Genomic DNA, 15817 nt, shown 5'->3' with positions numbered 1-15817 from the left:
AAGCAGGTCGCGCGTCGTTTCCAGATAATTGGCGATCGCGGTAAGCGGCTGGTTCAACTCATGGGCCAGCGTCGACGCCATCGTGCCCATCGCGCTGAGGCGCGAGACGTGAATCAATTCGGCTTGCAGCTCCTTGAGCTGCAGTTCGTTGCGGTCGCTTTCTGTCAGGTCGTGAATGAAGCCCGTGAAGACGCGGTGGCCACGGTGACCGGCCTCTCCGATCGAGAGTTCCATCGGAAAGGTGGTACCGTCCCGCCGTTGGCCAACGACGATCCTGCCAATACCGATGATCCGCCGTTCGCTCGTCGACAGATATCGGCCGATATAGGAATCATGCCGTTCACGGTCCGGGGACGGCATGAGGCTGCTCACATTGGCGCCGAGCACCTCTGCTTCCGAATATCCGAACAAGCGCTCGGCCGCGGCGCTGAAGGACGTTATCAGCCCGCGCTCATCGATGATGACCATGGCATCGGGAACTGTATCCAGGATCGACTGGAGATGCTGCTCGCGGGCAACGATCGCTTCCTTGGTCGCGGCTTCATCGGTCGTGTCGCGCAGGATCTTGCCATAGCCGCTCAGCTGGCCGGCCTCATCGTGGAGCGCCGTCGTCGTCAGATGGGCGAGGAACTCCGACCCGTTTTTCCGAACGCGCCAAGACTCTTGCTCGACCCGGCCAAGCTGCTCCACCTGCGCGAGGTGCCTATCCGCAACGCCCGCCGCGATATCTTCCGCGCAATACAGGAACGAATGGTGTTTCCCGATCGCATCGGAGCTGGCCCATCCCGTAATTTCTTCACAGCCGGCGGTCCAAACTGTCACGAGGCCCTTAGGGTCAAGCGCATAGACGGCGTAATTTGGCGCGCTCTTCACTACCTGAATGATCGTGCCCGAATCGGGATCGAGGCCATTCGCCTTTTGGCTCTCAATCATGCCCCCATCCATCTCCCCGTCATCCACAGTCAAACAAGGTTAGAATGGATTTGCGGACAGGCGCCGACAGCCGTCGGAGGCAGGGTTTCTGCCATCGTTCCCACCATGCACCCGGCGAGCGAAAATCGGCGTTGGCTTTCGAAACGAGACATCAAGCGTGGCTCCCCATAACTCTATACGCAGGAGCAGCGGTTACCCCTCACGCTCCGTTTCCCCGGTCACGGCGTCCGAGCTATCGGGCTGCGCCAAGATCATCATTGTGGACCTTGGACCATAGTCCTGGGTCAAGCGATATTGACGAGCCTAAAACGGCAGCGCCTGGAGAGTTCATGCTGTCACGAAGATGTCGCTGGACGAGAGTGGCACGGCCAGGCGTTGCCGTCCGAGCGACAGGGGCCACCGGCGTTGGCCGCGTCCGTGAGATGCACCCGCTCCTGGCAGGCTTTGGGCGACGCACCCGGATTGAATCAACCGACCGTGAATTGCCCCATCATGCCTTCATCCTCATGTTCCAGGATATGGCAGTGATACATAAAAGGTGCTTTGGTGGCCGGCTGGTCGAACCGGACCAACAATTCTACCGCCTCCTTCACGACGATCGTATCGCGAGGCCCCTGATCGAGAAGGTCCGGGTCGTCGCCATCGCGGCGTAGCACGTCGAAATGCACGCCGTGGATATGGAAGGGATGCGCCATCTTCTTCCCGGAGACGTTCCATATCTCGACGTCCCCGAGACCGACTTCCTCGTCGATGCGATCAATGTCGAACGGCCTGTCGTTGATCGCGTATGCGCCGTCATCGCTGTCCATCATACCGCCCATCGACATATTGAGCACGAAGCGCCGGCGCCTTACGGCCGCTTCAGGATCTGGTACGGTGCGTGCCGCCAGGAGCAGTGGTACAGCGGCTGCGGCCCGCCCGCCCAAGCCCGGGCGCGGTGAGAAGGTCAGCACCGTCTCCGTCGTTGAAGCGTCGTCTTCATCGTCGTGATGGTCGCCCATCATTCCCATACCTCCCATCATCCCCATCATCGACGCGCTCGCATCTTGAGCGGTGACCAGAGCGACCGGCTTGCCATCGGCGAAGCTTACCAATATCTCGGCACGCTGGCCGGGTGCCAGGGTGAGGGCCTGCAGTTCGACGGACCTCGCCAGGAGACCGCCCTCGGTGCCGATCCAATGAAACGTCCGGTCATCGCTGAACGAAAGCTCATAGATGCGGGCGTTCGAACCGTTCACGAGCCGCAACCGCACCAGGCGGTCCGGAACATCGGCCCGAGGCGTGGGTGCGCCATTGACCAGAATCGTGTTGCCACGGCGGCCCTGCGAAGCAACCATCATGCCGGTCGGCATGACCAGCCGGCCATCCTCGAATTGCCGGTCCTGAATCAGGACGGGCAGATCATCAACGCCATAGTCCGACGGCAGTCCAAGGCCCTGCTCTTCCTCATCCGTCACAACCAGCATGCCCGCGAGCCCCGAATAGACTTGCTCACCCGTCAACCCATGCGCATGCGAGTGATAGAAGAGGGTCGCCGCCGGCTGGCGGATCGGCAGCGTAGGACGCCAGGTCGCACCGGGAGCGATCAGCTGGTGCGGGCTACCGTCCAGTTCGCCCGGCACGAGCAGCCCGTGCCAGTGAACCGTTGTGTCAGCCGACAGGCTGTTGCCGACGGTCATCGTCACATCGTCGCCGCGGTGAACCCGCAGCGTCGGGCCGAGATAGCTACCATTGTACCCGAGCGTGGCGCTTCGCCGGCCAGGGAAGAACGTGGTCTCGCCTTCCTGTGCTCTCAGGTTGATCAGCTGGCCGTGTTGGCGCGCGTCGACCAGGCGCGGGATCGGAAGCGTCCCGGCACGCTCGGGCGAACCGAATTTTCGCGTACACGCCGCCGCCAGGAGCAGACCCCCGCTCGCCAGCAACGTCCGCCGGTTCAGTAACATCATGACCGCCTCCTGGTTGGCGCGGAGCGCCTGCTTTGCTAAATGCGAATTCAGCGAGCCACCAGCTGATCGAGGATCGGGCATCCCGACCGGTCGTCACCACCGCATCGATCCGCGAGATCGAGCAGCGGCACGCGCGTCGTCTGGAGCTTGCGAGCCTGACAGCTGTTCGGCGCGCGTGATGGGCAAGCGACATGACCTCGGCCTGGAGCGCTCGAAATCGCTCCAAAGGGAGAGGGAGACGAGATCCGCGATCTCCACGATAGGAAAACCGAGATCGCGAGCGATCGCGCGATAAAATGGCAACTGGTGGGCGGGAAACGAACAGTCGCGATAACCCGTTATCGCTGCGAAGCCTGGTTCGCATCAGGGAGATCTTCTCATAGTGCCGGATCACCCGCGGTGATACACTGCTCCGCCGGTGCGTGACCGAAGGATCAACACGCGGCCTCACCGCCGCCCCCTTCCATGGCGATTGATAAGAGCGACCGTATGATCGGCGATCACGCGCTCCTCATCAGTGGGAACGATCCGCACGATCACTCTGCTATCTGGCGCGCTGATGACAGGCGCATTCGATGCATTTGCGTCGAGATCAAGAATGACGCCAGTCCAAGCTAAGCGCTCGCAAATCGCAGCCCTAATCTCTGAATCATTCTCGCCAATGCCGGCGGTGAAGACGAGACCGTCGAGACCGCCGAGCGCGGGAATGAGAGCGGCGGCCTGACGGCCAGCTTGCTGGACGAAAAGGGCGACCGCCTCCTTCGCTTCCGGCGCGTCGCTTGCATGCAACGTACGCATATCGCCTGAAATCCCGGACACACCGAGTAAGCCCGACTGCTCATAGAGCAACGTCTCCACCGCCTGTGCGGCCATACCGACCTGAGTCTGAAGATGAAGCACCACGCCGGGGTCGATCGCGCCCGAGCGCGTGCCCATCATCAATCCGTCAAGCGCCGTGAAGCCCATCGTCGTATCGACGCTCGCCCCGGCACGCATTGCGCACATGCTCGCACCGTTGCCTAGGTGCGCGGCGATGACGCGGCCTGCGGCCAGAGCAGGGTCGATCTCGCGAAGGCGGCCCGCAATGTATTCATAGGACAAACCGTGAAAGCCATACCGGCGCACGCCCTGGCCGTGAAAAGCGCGCGGAATCGGCAGGCGCGTCGCCAACGGCGGCATGCCATGGTGAAACGCGGTATCGAAGCAGGCGATCTGCGGCAGCAAAGGCGCCAGCAGGCGCAAGGCCCGGACCGCGGCGAGGTTATGCGGCTGATGGAGCGGCGCCAATGGGATCAAGGCATCGAGCGCATCCAGCAAAGTATCATCGATGATCTGCGGCGCGGCGAAGCGCACGCCGCCATGGACGATACGATGGCCGATCGCGGCGACCTTGCGGTCTCCCAATTGGGTTGCCGCCCAGGCAAAGAGGTCCTCGAGCAGATTCTCGTGCGAGAGTGCGTCCCCGCCCGGCCACGTCTTTTCCACGATGGTCTCGCTGCCCGCGTCGCGCGCGACGAGCCGGGGGCTAGTGCCGATACCCTCGATCTTGCCGCCCGCATCGAAGTCGAGCTGTCCGCCCGACAAGCGATAGAGCGCGAACTTGATGCTCGACGAGCCGGCATTGAGACTGACGATCGCCTTCATGCCGGCTTCGCTATCGGGCCGGGCGTGGCTCTGGGGGCGGCCCGCGCCAGCAACAGCGCGATTGCGCATGACGCTACGCTGGTGCGGAGCGAATCCGCCCGGCTGGTGAGAATGATGGGTACCCGCGCGCCCAGCACCACGCCGGCCGCGTCCGCGCCGCCGAGAAAGGTCAGCTGCTTGGCAAGCATATTGCCGGCTTCCAGATTGGGAACGACGAGGACTTCGGCGCGCCCTGCAACGGGGGAGACGATGCCCTTGTCCTTTGCCGCCTTCTCGCTGATCGCGTTGTCGAAGGCGAGCGGACCGTCAAGGACGCCGCCGACGATCTGTCCGCGATCGGCCATCTTGCACAAGGCGGCCGCATCGAGCGTCGAGCGGATCGCCGGATTGACCGTCTCCACGGCAGACAAGATCGCGACCTTCGGACAGGCGATGCCGATGACATGCGCGAGGTCGATCGCATTGCGGATGATATCGGCCTTGTCTTCCAGGCTCGGATCGATGTTGATCGCCGCGTCGGTGATGATGAGCGGCGCCGGATGCCCGGGGACGTCCAGCAGATAGGCATGACTGATGCGGCGCTCGGTTCGCAGGCCCGTCGCAGCCGGAACGACAGCACCCATAAGTTCGTCGGTGTGCAGCGATCCCTTCATCAGCAGCAGTGCTTCGCCCGAGCGGACCAGTTCGACCGCACGCGCCGCGGCGGCATGGCTGTGGGGCACGTCGATCAGGCGGAGGGCACCGATATCCTTGCCGGCGTCCTTGGCAGCCACACGGATGCGAGCCTCGGGGCCGATCAGGATCGGCACGATCAGGCCGGCTTCGGCAGCGGCTGCCGCAGCCAGGATCGCGGCGGTGGTGCAGGGATGTGCGATCGCCGTGGGAACGGGCTCGACGCTTCTCGTCATCTCGATCAGCCGGCGGAAGCCGTCATGATCCGAGAGCTGGATATCGGGCAGCGCCATGCGCGGGCGCCTTACTTTCTCGGTTGGCGCTTTGACCTCAGCCTCGCCGTTGATCACCTCCTCGCCGGCCTGGTTGATGCAGCAACAGTCGAAGACGACGATATGATGCTTGGCGCGCTTCTCGCGTACCGTGACCGACGCGACAATCGTATCCCCCAACCCTACGGGTCGCTTGAACCGAAGGCTCTGGCTCAGATAGATCGCGCCCGGCCCAGGGAGCTGCGTGCCGAGCACGGCCGAGATCAGACCACCACCCCATAGGCCGTGCGCGATCACCCGCCCGAACATGTCGCCGGCGGCATATTCGGCATCGAGATGGGCCGGATTGACGTCGCCCGAAACCAGGGCGAACAGCTGAATGTCCTGCTCGCCCAAGGTCCGCGTGACGCTCGCCGTCTCACCCACGACGATCTCGTCGAAGGTCCGGTTCTCGATCATTTTGAGGCTGCCCATTGCTCAGCGCTCCAGCACATAATGGCCGGGTGCATCGCAGAGCGCTACGAGGCCCCTGTCCGGATTACCCATCGGCGGCGGGGCCTGCGGCGCGCCGGAATGATCGCCGAGCCAGGCCACCCAGTCCGTCCACCATCCCTCGCGCGCCTCGGCCTGGTCCAGCCAATCGTCCGGATCGAGCGCGGGGCGGTCGAGGACGCGGGTCGCGACATGATAGCTGCGGTGGCGATGCCCGGGCTCGGACACGATGCCGGCATTGTGGCCGCCGCTGGTCAGGACGAAGCGGATCTCGGCGCTGCTCAGCCAGTGCAGCTTGTGGACCGACCGCCACGGCGCGACAAGATCGCGCTCGGTCCCCACCACGAAGATCGGCTGACGCAGCGACGAGAGCGTGATCGTGCGCCCTTCGACCTTGAACCGGCCTTCGGCCAGATCGTCGTCGAGAAAGAGCGTGCGCAGATATTCGCTGTGCATGGCGTAGGGCATGCGGGTGCCGTCCGCATTCCATGCCATCAGGTCGGTCATGGGTTCGCGCTCGCCCATCAGGTAGGTGCCGAGGATGTGCGACCAGATCAGGTCGTTGGACCGCAATATCTGGAAGGCGCCGCCCATCTGGCTACTGTCGAGATAGCCACGGCTCCACATCATATTGTCGAGCAGGTTGAGCTGCGCCTCGTCGATGAACAGGCCGAGCTCGCCCGGCTCGCTGAACTCGGTCTGCACCGCGAACAGGCTGAGCGATGCGAAGCGTTCGTCGCCGTCGCGAGCCATGGCCGCCGCCGTGATCGCCAGCAGCGTCCCGCCCAGGCAATAGCCGACGCCGTGGACCTTGTCCGAGCCCGTGATCGCTATGACCGCGTCGAGCGCCGCCATCGGCCCGAGGCGAAGATAGGCGTCGATATCGAGGTCGCGGTCCGCGCTCTGGGGATTGTGCCAGGACAGGACGAACACGGTATAGCCCTCGGCCACCAGCCAGCGGATTAGCGAGTTCTCCGGCGACAGGTCGAGAATGTAATATTTCATGATCCAGGCGGGAACGATGAGGATCGGCTCGGGGCGGACAATCCCGGTCGTCGGCGCATATTGGATGAGCTCGACCAGCGCGTTGCGGAACACCACCTTGCCGGGCGTGATCGCCACCGTCTCCCCGGCGCGGAACGCCTCAGTCCCTACGGGCGGCTCGCCTCGGGCGCGCCGCTCCGCATCCTCCATCCAATGCTTCGCACCCTCGACCAGGCACTCACCACCGGACTCGATGATCTTGCGCTGGAGCACGGGATTGGTCGCGAGGAAGTTGGTGGGCGCGATGACGTCGAGCATCTGCCGTGCCGCGAACGCCACCATCTCTTCATGATGCCTGGACACGCCGCTGATGCCGGTGGTCGCCGCATGCCACCATTGCTGGGTGAGAAGGAAGGATTGCGAGATCAGGTCGAAAGGGAACTGCCGCCAGGCCGGATCGATAAAGCGCCGGTCCTGCGGTAGCGGCTCGATCGCCGGCGCGGCATCGACCTGCCCCACACGTCGCACGGCATAATCGGCAATCCGCTGGACCTTTCGCCCTGCCTTGCCGGCAAGCTGCAGCCGCTTGCCCGGCGATATGGTGAGATGAGCACACCAGTCCAGCCACGCCTGCATCATTGTCACCGGCGACAGGCCAGAGGTCATCTGCGCGATTGCCGCGGCCGAGGCATGGTCGAGCGTCCGAGCGATGCCGTCGAGTGGGTCGCACTTGGCACAGTCTGCGGACGTATCGATCATGCAGCGTTTCTCCGGGGGACGTCGCGGCATGCCCGGCATGGCTCGAAACAACATTACGTGATGTCCCCAGATGCTTGTCCGTTAACGAGCGCACGCGCATAATGCCTGCCATGTCTCTCGAGGCGGGGCTCTCCCAAACCGCCCGTCTCGGTGACCCCTCAGGCTCCAGAGGGCCACCGCCAGTCGCGAACGGCAGGCATATCGATCCCGTGTGCCGCGATGTACCGCTTGTGCTCGACCAGCTGATCATCGATCGTCTGCTTGGCGTAGGCGGCCGCGCTATCGGGCAGCTCCACATGGTCGATAACCTTCCCCATGAAATGGAAGCGGTCGAGATGGTTGCGGACCACCATGTCGAACGGCGTCGTCGTCGAGCCCTCCTCTTCGAACCCGTGGACGTGGATATTCTGGTGGTTGGTACGCTTGTAGGTGAGCCGATGAATTAGTGCCGGATAGCCATGATAGGCGAAGATGACCGGCTTATCCGTCGTGAAGAGCGCGTCGAACGCGCTGTCGCTGAGCCCATGAGGGTGCTGGCTGTTGGGCTGCAACGTCATCAGATCGACGACGTTGACGACGCGGACCTTGAGCTCGGGGAGTTGCACACGCAACAGGCTGACCGCGGCCAGTGTCTCCAGCGTTGGAACGTCGCCAGCACACGCCATGACGACATCCGGCTCTCCGCTGCGATCGTTGCTGGCCCAATCCCAGATACCGATGCCGCGCGTGCAGTGCTTGATCGCCGCATTCATGTCGAGCCACTGGGGTGAAGGTTGCTTGCCGGCAACGATGACATTGATTCGGTCCCAGCTGCGCAGGCAATGGTCGGTGACAAAAAGCAGGGTATTGGCGTCGGGCGGGAAATAGACCCGCACGATGTCAGCCTTCTTGTTGACGACATGATCGACAAATCCGGGATCCTGATGGCTGAAGCCATTATGATCCTGGCGCCAGACGTGAGAGGTCAGCAGATAATTGAGCGAAGCGATCGGGCGACGCCAGGGCACCTCCTTCGCCGTCTTCAGCCATTTGGCGTGCTGGTTGACCATCGAATCGACGATGTGGATGAACGCCTCATAGCAAGGAAAACAGGCCGTGGCGGCCCGTCAGCAGATAGCCTTCCAGCCATCCCTGGCAGCAATGTTCGCTCAGCACCTCCATCACGCGTCCGCTGGGATCGAGATGGACATCGTCCGCGATCGTCTCCGCGTCCCAGCTCCGGTCGGTGGCTTCGAAGATCGTCTGCAACCGGTTGGATGCTGTCTCGTCCGGACCGAAAACGCGGAAGTTGCGGGCCTGGGCGTTCTCCCGCACCACGTCGCGCAGGAACGTACCCATCACCTGGGTCGCCTCGCCGTCGCTCTCGCCGGGATGAACAACCGGGACCGCGTAGGATGCGAAGTCGGGTAACCGCAGAGGGCGCATCAGAGCCCCGCCATTGGCATGCGGATTGGCACTCATCCGCCGGTCGCCGCGCGGAGCCAGAGCCGCAATTTCGGGCCGAAGCCGCCCGCCATCATCGAACAGTTCTTCCGGATGGTAGCTGCGCATCCATTCCTCGAGCAGCCCAAGATGCTCGGGCTTGTCCATCGTGAACGGGACCTGGTGCGCCCGCCAGAAGCCTTCGCTCTTCTGCCCGTCGACGATCTTGGGTCCGGTCCAGCCCTTTAGGCTGCGCAGGACGATCATCGGCCAGAGCGGACGCGTCGTGACCCCACCGTCGCGCGCGGCCTTCTGGATCGCGTGTATCCGATCGACCGCGTCGTCTAGCGCGGCCGCTATCGCCCGGTGCATCGCGTCCGGCTCCTCGCCGTCGACGAAGATCGGCAGGTAGCCATAACCGCGAAACAGCGCGTCGAGCTCGGTGTGCGAAATGCGCGCAAGGACAGTCGGACTTGCGATCTTGTAACCGTTGAGATGCAGGATTGGCAGAACGGCCCCGTCGGTCGCGGGATTAAGGAACTTGTTGCTGTGCCACGAGGTCGCCAGCGGTCCGGTCTCCGCTTCGCCGTCGCCGACGACGCAAGCAACGATCAGATCGGGATTGTCGAAGGCGGCGCCAAACGCATGCAGAAGAGAATAACCCAGTTCACCACCTTCATGGATTGAACCGGGCGTATCGGGTGACGCATGACTGGGAATGCCGCCAGGGAAGGAGAATTGCCGGAAAAGCTGGCGCAGGCCATCTTCGTCGGGACCGATGGCAGGATAGACTTCGCTATAGGTGCCCTCGAGCCATGTGTTGGCGACGACACCTGGTGCGCCATGACCAGGCCCGGCGATGAAGAGCGCATTGAGGCCGCGCGCCTTGATGACACGATTGAGGTGCACATAGAGGAAGTTAAGCCCGGGGGTCGTACCCCAGTGTCCAAGCAGCCGCGGCTTGACGTGATCCATCTTGAGCGGTTCGCGGAGCAGCGGATTATCGAGCAGATAAATCTGTCCAACCGAGAGGTAATTGGCGGCGCGCCACCAAGCGTGGATCAGGCCGATCTCATCGCTGGAGAGTGGCTGGCCTGTCGCCTCGGGCTGCGGGTCCATGGTCATTCTTCCTGAAACTGAAAAGGCATGGTTTCCCGGCCGCCGAGCCGGAGCTGGTGTTTGCCGGAGCGCTGATGCGCCACCGCGCAGCGCTCAAACTGCTTGCGCACCCATGAATGGCGCAGACTGCTCACAACATGCGTATTGATACGGATGGCAGTGCCGCACACTTATACCAGGCAATCACGTCGCTTCCGGCATCAGCTCGGCCCCCTACTCCGATACCGCCCTGGTTCGGCCGCGTGCGCGTGCCCCGGCCGCCAGCTCAACCACCTCGGCGGTGATTTCCTCCTGACGCGTCAGCCGTTCCTCGCGTTCAAGTGCCTGGAGTCTGGCGTCGATATTGGTTTTCGCGGCCGCCATCGTCGCCATGCGAGATGGGGTGGTTGCCGCCCTCCCCAGACGGCACTGAGATGTGCCAGGATAGTGGAATTAGGACCACTGAGCGGAAAGGACGGCAATCGTGTCAAAAGATACAATGATCGGCGTGGACTTGGCAAAGTCCGTGTTTCAGCTTCATGCAGCGTCAATGACAGGCGAACCCAAGTTTCGGAAAAAGCTTCCGCGTTCAGCCTTCGCCGCATTTATGGCAGCGCAACCGTCGGCGGTGATCGTGATGGAAGCATGTGGCAGTGCGCATTATTGGGCCCGGGAAATGATCCGGCTTGGCCACGAGGTCAAACTTATCGCACCACACTATGTTAAGCCGTTCGTGAAGCGACAGAAAAATGATGCCGCTGACGCTGAAGCGATCGTAATTGCGGCTCAACGACCAGAGATGCGGTTTGTTGATCCAAAGTCGGAAGAGCAGCAAAGCAGGGCGATTCTATTTCGCGGAAGAGAACGGCTGGTTCATCAACGCACGGAACTGGTCAATGCCGTAAGGGCGGCGCTCTATGAATATGGTCATGTTGTCCCCCAAGGCATAAATCAGCTCTGCAGGATTGCGGACATTCTTGATGAGCTTAACAGCGATTTGCCCGTTTTGATGCGGGAGGAATGCCGAGATCTATTGGCACAGATCGCTGAGAAAACTGAGCGTATCAATATACGGACAAAGAAGATCAAAGCGCTGGCGGCTGAAACTGACGCGGCCAAGCGGCTACAGACGATTCCGGGAGTTGGCCCTTTAACAGCCTTAGCGGTCGAGGCCTTCGCCCCATCAATGGAGAGCTTCCGATGCGGGCGGGACTTCGCGGCCTGGCTCGGTCTTGTCCCGCGACAATTCTCCTCGGGCGGAAAGGAGCGCCTTGGACGTATTTCGAAAGCGGGTCAGGCCGATATCCGCAGACTGCTTATCATAGGTGCAATGTCCCGTCTGAATTGGATGGGTCGAAGATCGATTCCAGAAAATTCCTGGCTCGCAGATATGCTTGCCAGGAAACCGAGAATGCTTGTGGCAATTGCCCTCGCCAACAAGATGGCCAGAACGATTTGGGCCCTGATAAAAAATGGTAATGAATACAGAATTCCGGCGCAGGCAGCAGTTGCATGATCGGCATGCCAACAAGCTTACCTAACGTCGGATGATGGGGGTGTGAGAAGGCGACGACCCGAATGGGCGAAATGAGCGAACAGATCTGGTTCGGGAAAACCAGTTACGAGGCGTGAGCATCCCAGCTCGAAAACGAGATTTGGACTCGAACCGCAGATCACCATACCGGCCAGCGGCTTCTGAAACGCCGCAACCAAAGGCCTGACAGAAGACCGCACTCGATCACTCGCTCTTCGGATCAGAAACTTCTTGCATCACGGGCGGCAACCACAGAAGCCTCGTTTTCAGCGGCGAAGGCCTCGGTGGCCGCTTCGCACAGCTGGGCGAAGACATATTCCTGGGCCAAGCGCTCGACGAGGTCGCTTGCCGGCAGATTGATCAGGGGTATCGACCCAACTGGCTCCGGCGGAAACATATCGGGATCGAGCGGCAAAAGGCTGCGGCGGACGACCGACGCACCATGCCCTGCCGTCCAGACCGGATAGATCATTGCGACCGGGACCGCGCCGGCCACGGCCACATAATCGTAGAGGGCGCCAAGCAGTTCGGTTGCCATATTGGCAAGCGCAGCGGCGCGACTGGGAAGGCTGGTGGCCCAAGCGACGGGCAGTGACCGCTCGGCAGCAAGCGCGGCGGCACGGTCGCCGACGAGGAAGAAGTGCGCCGCTTGGGAATCGCTCGCAGCGGCGTTCAAGACCTGCTCTGGAAAGGCGCCCGCGAACCCCTGCTCTGCGCCGAAGACGATAAGACCTGTCTTGCCCTTTGCGCTGTTCAGCGGCGGTGCCGCAGGTCCTGTCTGTAGCTGCCGCGCCTTCCCAATCGCATGACCCGCCGTCGCGGCATAGGCGCGGATCGCGGGCAACAACGCGCGGCCCTGCTGGGCACGGGCGCCGGCGATGCCGCGCATCGCATTGACCACCGCACCGAGTTGCCGCACAGTGGCGATCCGTCGCCCGACAGTGGCCAGACGATCGCTCATGTCGCGGCGCCAGCGCTGGAACTGGCGATCATCCGTTGCACGGCCGCCAACAATGCGGCCCGCAACGTCGCATCCATTGTCCCCTTATCCTCGACCTGCCCTGTGAGCTCGGCGGCGTTGGCATCGAGCCATGACGGCAGCGTCGCGCGGATCGCAGTGATGTCGGGGATCGCCAGGGCATCCAGGAGGCCCTCCGTGAGCGCGATTGCCAGCGCCACCTGATCGACGACCCGCAGAGGCTGGAAGCGCGGCTGGGAGAGTAATGCGCGCAGCCGCCTGCCACGCTCGATCTGGGCCTTCACGCGCGGCTCTGGCTGCTCGCCGAAGCGGGTGAACATCTCGAGTTCGAGGAACTGGGCATAGTCGAGCCGCATCGTGCCGCTCGCGTCCCGCAGCGCCCGGGCCTGCGTCTTGCCGCCCACGCGGCTGACGCTGGTGCCGACATCGACCGCGGGTTTGTGGCCTTCGGCGAACAACCGGGTGTCGAGCACGATCTGCCCGTCGGTGATCGAGATCAGGTTGGTCGGGATATAGGCGCTGACATTGCCGGCATCGGTCTCCGCGATCGGCAGCGCCGTGAGCGAACCGCCGCCCTTTTCGGGCGACATGCGGGCGGCGCGCTCCAGCAGCCGCGAATGGAGGTAGAAAACGTCGCCTGGATAGGCCTCGCGTCCCGGCGGCTGGCCGGTCAGCAGCGCGATCTCGCGGTGCGTGGCGGCATGCCTGGTGAGGTCGTCGAGCACAACGAGCGCATGGCCGCCCTGATCGCGGAAATATTCCGCCATGGTGAACGCGGCAAACGGCGCGATCCATTGCAACCCCGGTGCGGAAGCCGGGCTCGCGACCACGAAGATGCAGCGTTCCGGCGCGCCATGGCGGCGCACCTGATCGATCACGCGCGCGACACTGGAGGATTTCTGGCCGATCGCGACATAGATGCATATCATGTCGCTCGACCGCTGGTTGATGATCGCATCGACGGCGAGCGCGGTCTTGCCGGTCGCGCGGTCGCCCAGGATCAGCTCGCGCTGGCCGCGGCCGAGCGCGAACATCGCGTCGATGACCAATATCCCGGTCTGCACCGGCTGAACGACGAGGTCGCGATCGATGATCGACGGCGCGGGGCGCTCCACCGACTCGAACCGCTCGGCGACGATCGCCGCCCCGCCATCGAGTGGTCGGCCGAGTGGATCGACGATACGGCCGAGCAGTCCTCGCCCCACCGGCGTGCGCACCACTGCGCCGGTGCCCGAGACGATGTCCCCCGCCTCGATGCTGTCAGCATCCTCAAGCATCACGCAGCCGATGCGATCGCGGTCGAGCGTTTGTACGAAGCCCGCCTGACCTCCGGCAAACTGCAGCAATTCGTCGAGCCGTGCCTCCGCCAAACCCGAGACCAGCGCTACGCCATCGCGGATTGATTCGACGCGGCCGATCTGGCGGACCTGTGCGCCGATTTCCGCCGCGGCCACGCGCGTCGCGGCCCGGGCAAGCCATTCATCCGCGGAGCCCGGCATGATCGTCCTCCTTGAGTGCCGCCAGCTGCGTGTCGAGATCGGCTCGCCAGCTGTTACGGACGAGCATGTGCGGTCCATGGAGCTCGAACCCGGCAATCAGCGCGGGATCGACGGTGAAGTTCGGTGCTGCAAGCCCCGGCAGTGCCTCTTCGAGCTTTTGCACGCATCGCGCTTGGGTCTCCCCATCGAGCGCGGCCGGCGTCACGATGGCGAGAGGAGTGTCACCGGCCAGGGCTCGGCGTTCCTCGACCGGCAAGCGTTCGACCCGTTCGAGCAGGGCAGTGAACATCATATCGGTGGTGCCCGCGGCCGGTAGCCGGCGCAGCAACGCAGACGCCATCTGGCCCGCGAGCACGGCCGCGTTTTCCTCTAGCTGTGTCGCCATGCCCTTTTGCGCGTCCTCGACAGAAGCAAGCGCCTGCTTCGCTTTTGCATCGGTCTCGATCGTGGCCGCATCAAGGAGGCGGCTGCGTTCGGCCTCTATGCTGGCCAGCAAAGCTGACCGGCGTGCCTCTCCATCGGCGGCGAAGGCGTCGGTCTGCGCCTTAAGATCCGCTTCCAGCTTGAGCGCAGCTGCCTTTGCAGACTCCGCATCGGCGAGCAGCTGGTCCATAGCCGTCTGGCGCGCGGTGATAGCCCCCATCACCGGACGAAACAGGAAGCGTGCGAGCAGCCAGACGAGAACGACGACGTTGATCGCCTGCAGCGCCAGCGTCCACCAGTCGATACGCATGTCAGGCGAAGGGATTTGCGAAGAGCAGCAGCAGTGCGATCACGAGACAATAGATCGCCATCGTCTCGATCATGGCCAAGCCCACGAACAGGGTGCGCGAGACGGTGTTCGCCGCCTCAGGCTGGCGGGCGATCGCATCCATCGCAGCAGCGACCGCCTTGCCCTGGGCGAGTGCCGGCGCGATCGCGCCAATGGCGATGGCGAACGCCGCGCCGAGGATGCTGACGATGTGGATCCAGTTCATGAAGAGACCTCGTGGTTTGGCGCTTTCGGGGATGGGTTCGCTTCGCTGATGGCGCTGCCGATAAAGACCATTGCGAGCGCGCCGAAGATGTAGGCCTGGACGGCTCCGGTCAGCATCTCGAGCGCCATCAGCGGGATCGGTACGAGCAACCCCGCGAGGCTCAGAACGACGCCGATCATGAACACGCCGCTCATGACATTGCCGAACAGGCGCACCGTCAGGGAGAAGCTGCGGGTAAATAATTCAACGAGATTGAGCGGGGCGAGCAGGATCGACGGCTGCGCGAAGCTGCGCAGATAACCGCGCGCGCCAAGAGCCCGGACGCCGAACCAGAGCGTCGCGCCGAACACGATCAAGGCCAGCGCCGCATCGGTTTCGAGGGCCGCCGTAGGCGGTTCGACGCCCGGCAAAAGCGATGACCAGTTTGCGACGAGCAGGAAGATGAAGAGCGTCCCGATCAAGGGCAGATAGGGCCGGGGCTCCGCGTCCATCGTCTCGCGAATCTGGCGCGCGATCACTTCGACCACCAGTTCCAGCGCCGCCTGGGTCCTGGTGGGACGAAGGCCGAGCCGCCGGGTCAGAAGCCAACAACCGATCGTCAGCACC

Annotated in this window: 15 protein-coding genes; 1 reads left to right on the top strand and 14 read right to left on the bottom strand. The window is 63.2% G+C overall.

Annotation, left to right across the window (positions count from 1 at the left end):
• The 9 genes from D0Z70_RS23480 to D0Z70_RS23445 all read right to left on the bottom strand — a co-directional run.
• The coding region (locus D0Z70_RS23480) for a PAS domain-containing protein (protein WP_119750539.1) at positions 1-933 on the bottom strand (933 nt) is incomplete at its 3' end.
• A gap of 467 nt (positions 934-1400) precedes the next feature.
• Positions 1401-2879, bottom strand: coding sequence for a multicopper oxidase family protein (locus D0Z70_RS23475; protein WP_088181989.1), 1479 nt, complete (start codon positions 2877-2879; stop codon positions 1401-1403).
• 447 nt (positions 2880-3326) lie between these two features.
• Positions 3327-4523 (bottom strand): acetate/propionate family kinase, encoded by a 1197-nt coding sequence (locus D0Z70_RS23465; protein WP_031308703.1) that lies wholly within the window; start codon positions 4521-4523, stop codon positions 3327-3329.
• On the bottom strand, positions 4520-5941 hold the full coding sequence (locus tag D0Z70_RS23460) for a bifunctional enoyl-CoA hydratase/phosphate acetyltransferase (RefSeq protein ID WP_066608841.1): 1422 nt from the start codon (positions 5939-5941) through the stop codon (positions 4520-4522). Before D0Z70_RS23460 ends, D0Z70_RS23465 begins: the two co-directional genes overlap by 4 nt.
• 3 nt (positions 5942-5944) lie before the next feature.
• Positions 5945-7702, bottom strand: coding sequence for a PHA/PHB synthase family protein (locus tag D0Z70_RS23455; RefSeq protein WP_024018194.1), 1758 nt, complete (start codon positions 7700-7702; stop codon positions 5945-5947).
• Between the two features lie 158 nt (positions 7703-7860).
• On the bottom strand, positions 7861-8751 hold the full coding sequence (locus D0Z70_RS25580; protein ID WP_275402243.1) for a phosphoketolase family protein: 891 nt from the start codon (positions 8749-8751) through the stop codon (positions 7861-7863).
• A gap of 25 nt (positions 8752-8776) precedes the next feature.
• Positions 8777-10243 (bottom strand): phosphoketolase family protein, encoded by a 1467-nt coding sequence (locus D0Z70_RS23450; protein ID WP_275402242.1) that lies wholly within the window; start codon positions 10241-10243, stop codon positions 8777-8779.
• Positions 10244-10245: 2 nt separating this feature from the next.
• Positions 10246-10377: a hypothetical protein gene (locus tag D0Z70_RS25770; protein ID WP_024018192.1), complete on the bottom strand. Its 132-nt coding sequence runs from the start codon at positions 10375-10377 to the stop codon at positions 10246-10248.
• A 79-nt stretch (positions 10378-10456) separates the two neighbouring features.
• On the bottom strand, positions 10457-10615 hold the full coding sequence (locus tag D0Z70_RS23445) for a hypothetical protein (protein WP_220475704.1): 159 nt from the start codon (positions 10613-10615) through the stop codon (positions 10457-10459).
• A gap of 91 nt (positions 10616-10706) precedes the next feature.
• Between D0Z70_RS23445 and D0Z70_RS23440 the strand changes: the two genes are divergently transcribed.
• Positions 10707-11738 (top strand): IS110 family RNA-guided transposase, encoded by a 1032-nt coding sequence (locus D0Z70_RS23440; protein WP_139139481.1) that lies wholly within the window; start codon positions 10707-10709, stop codon positions 11736-11738.
• Positions 11739-11976: 238 nt separating this feature from the next.
• On the opposite strand, the gene D0Z70_RS23435 is transcribed toward D0Z70_RS23440, so the two are convergent.
• From D0Z70_RS23435 to D0Z70_RS23415, 5 genes are all read right to left on the bottom strand, one after another.
• The gene (locus tag D0Z70_RS23435; protein ID WP_239019110.1) at positions 11977-12717 is read right to left on the bottom strand and encodes a F0F1 ATP synthase subunit gamma; all 741 of its coding nucleotides are present in this window, start codon (positions 12715-12717) and stop codon (positions 11977-11979) included.
• Positions 12714-14234, bottom strand: a complete 1521-nt coding sequence (locus D0Z70_RS23430) for a F0F1 ATP synthase subunit alpha (RefSeq protein ID WP_088181979.1) — start codon at positions 14232-14234, stop codon at positions 12714-12716. Before D0Z70_RS23430 ends, D0Z70_RS23435 begins: the two co-directional genes overlap by 4 nt.
• Complete coding sequence (locus tag D0Z70_RS23425; RefSeq protein WP_119750537.1) at positions 14215-14967, bottom strand: F0F1 ATP synthase subunit B family protein; 753 nt, start codon at positions 14965-14967, stop codon at positions 14215-14217. Before D0Z70_RS23425 ends, D0Z70_RS23430 begins: the two co-directional genes overlap by 20 nt.
• A gap of 1 nt (position 14968) precedes the next feature.
• Positions 14969-15211, bottom strand: coding sequence for a F0F1 ATP synthase subunit C (locus tag D0Z70_RS23420; protein ID WP_010405656.1), 243 nt, complete (start codon positions 15209-15211; stop codon positions 14969-14971).
• A partial coding sequence (locus D0Z70_RS23415; RefSeq protein ID WP_119750535.1) for a F0F1 ATP synthase subunit A occupies positions 15208-15817 on the bottom strand: 610 nt, incomplete at its 5' end. The genes D0Z70_RS23420 and D0Z70_RS23415, both read right to left, overlap by 4 nt.

Origin of the sequence: Sphingobium terrigena (assembly GCF_003591655.1) — a bacterium.
GTDB classification, from domain to species: Bacteria; Pseudomonadota; Alphaproteobacteria; order Sphingomonadales; family Sphingomonadaceae; genus Sphingobium; species Sphingobium terrigena.
Note: the sequence above shows the minus strand (reverse complement) of the source record. Positions and strands in the feature narration are given on the sequence as shown.

Bases quoted from the DNA above. Each gene is read 5' to 3' on its own strand.
- D0Z70_RS23475 (WP_088181989.1), bottom strand. From the start codon at position 2,879: ATGATGTTACTGAACCGGCGGACGTTGCTGGCGAGCGGGGGTCTGCTC.
- D0Z70_RS23425 (WP_119750537.1), bottom strand. From the start codon at position 14,967: ATGCGTATCGACTGGTGGACGCTGGCGCTGCAGGCGATCAACGTCGTC.
- D0Z70_RS23435 (WP_239019110.1), bottom strand. From the start codon at position 12,717: ATGAGCGATCGTCTGGCCACTGTCGGGCGACGGATCGCCACTGTGCGG.
- D0Z70_RS23420 (WP_010405656.1), bottom strand. From the start codon at position 15,211: ATGAACTGGATCCACATCGTCAGCATCCTCGGCGCGGCGTTCGCCATC.
- D0Z70_RS23460 (WP_066608841.1), bottom strand. From the start codon at position 5,941: ATGGGCAGCCTCAAAATGATCGAGAACCGGACCTTCGACGAGATCGTC.
- D0Z70_RS25580 (WP_275402243.1), bottom strand. From the start codon at position 8,751: ATGGTCAACCAGCACGCCAAATGGCTGAAGACGGCGAAGGAGGTGCCC.
- D0Z70_RS23465 (WP_031308703.1), bottom strand. From the start codon at position 4,523: ATGAAGGCGATCGTCAGTCTCAATGCCGGCTCGTCGAGCATCAAGTTC.
- D0Z70_RS23450 (WP_275402242.1), bottom strand. From the start codon at position 10,243: ATGGACCCGCAGCCCGAGGCGACAGGCCAGCCACTCTCCAGCGATGAG.
- D0Z70_RS23445 (WP_220475704.1), bottom strand. From the start codon at position 10,615: ATGGCGACGATGGCGGCCGCGAAAACCAATATCGACGCCAGACTCCAG.
- D0Z70_RS23430 (WP_088181979.1), bottom strand. From the start codon at position 14,234: ATGCCGGGCTCCGCGGATGAATGGCTTGCCCGGGCCGCGACGCGCGTG.
- D0Z70_RS23455 (WP_024018194.1), bottom strand. From the start codon at position 7,702: ATGATCGATACGTCCGCAGACTGTGCCAAGTGCGACCCACTCGACGGC.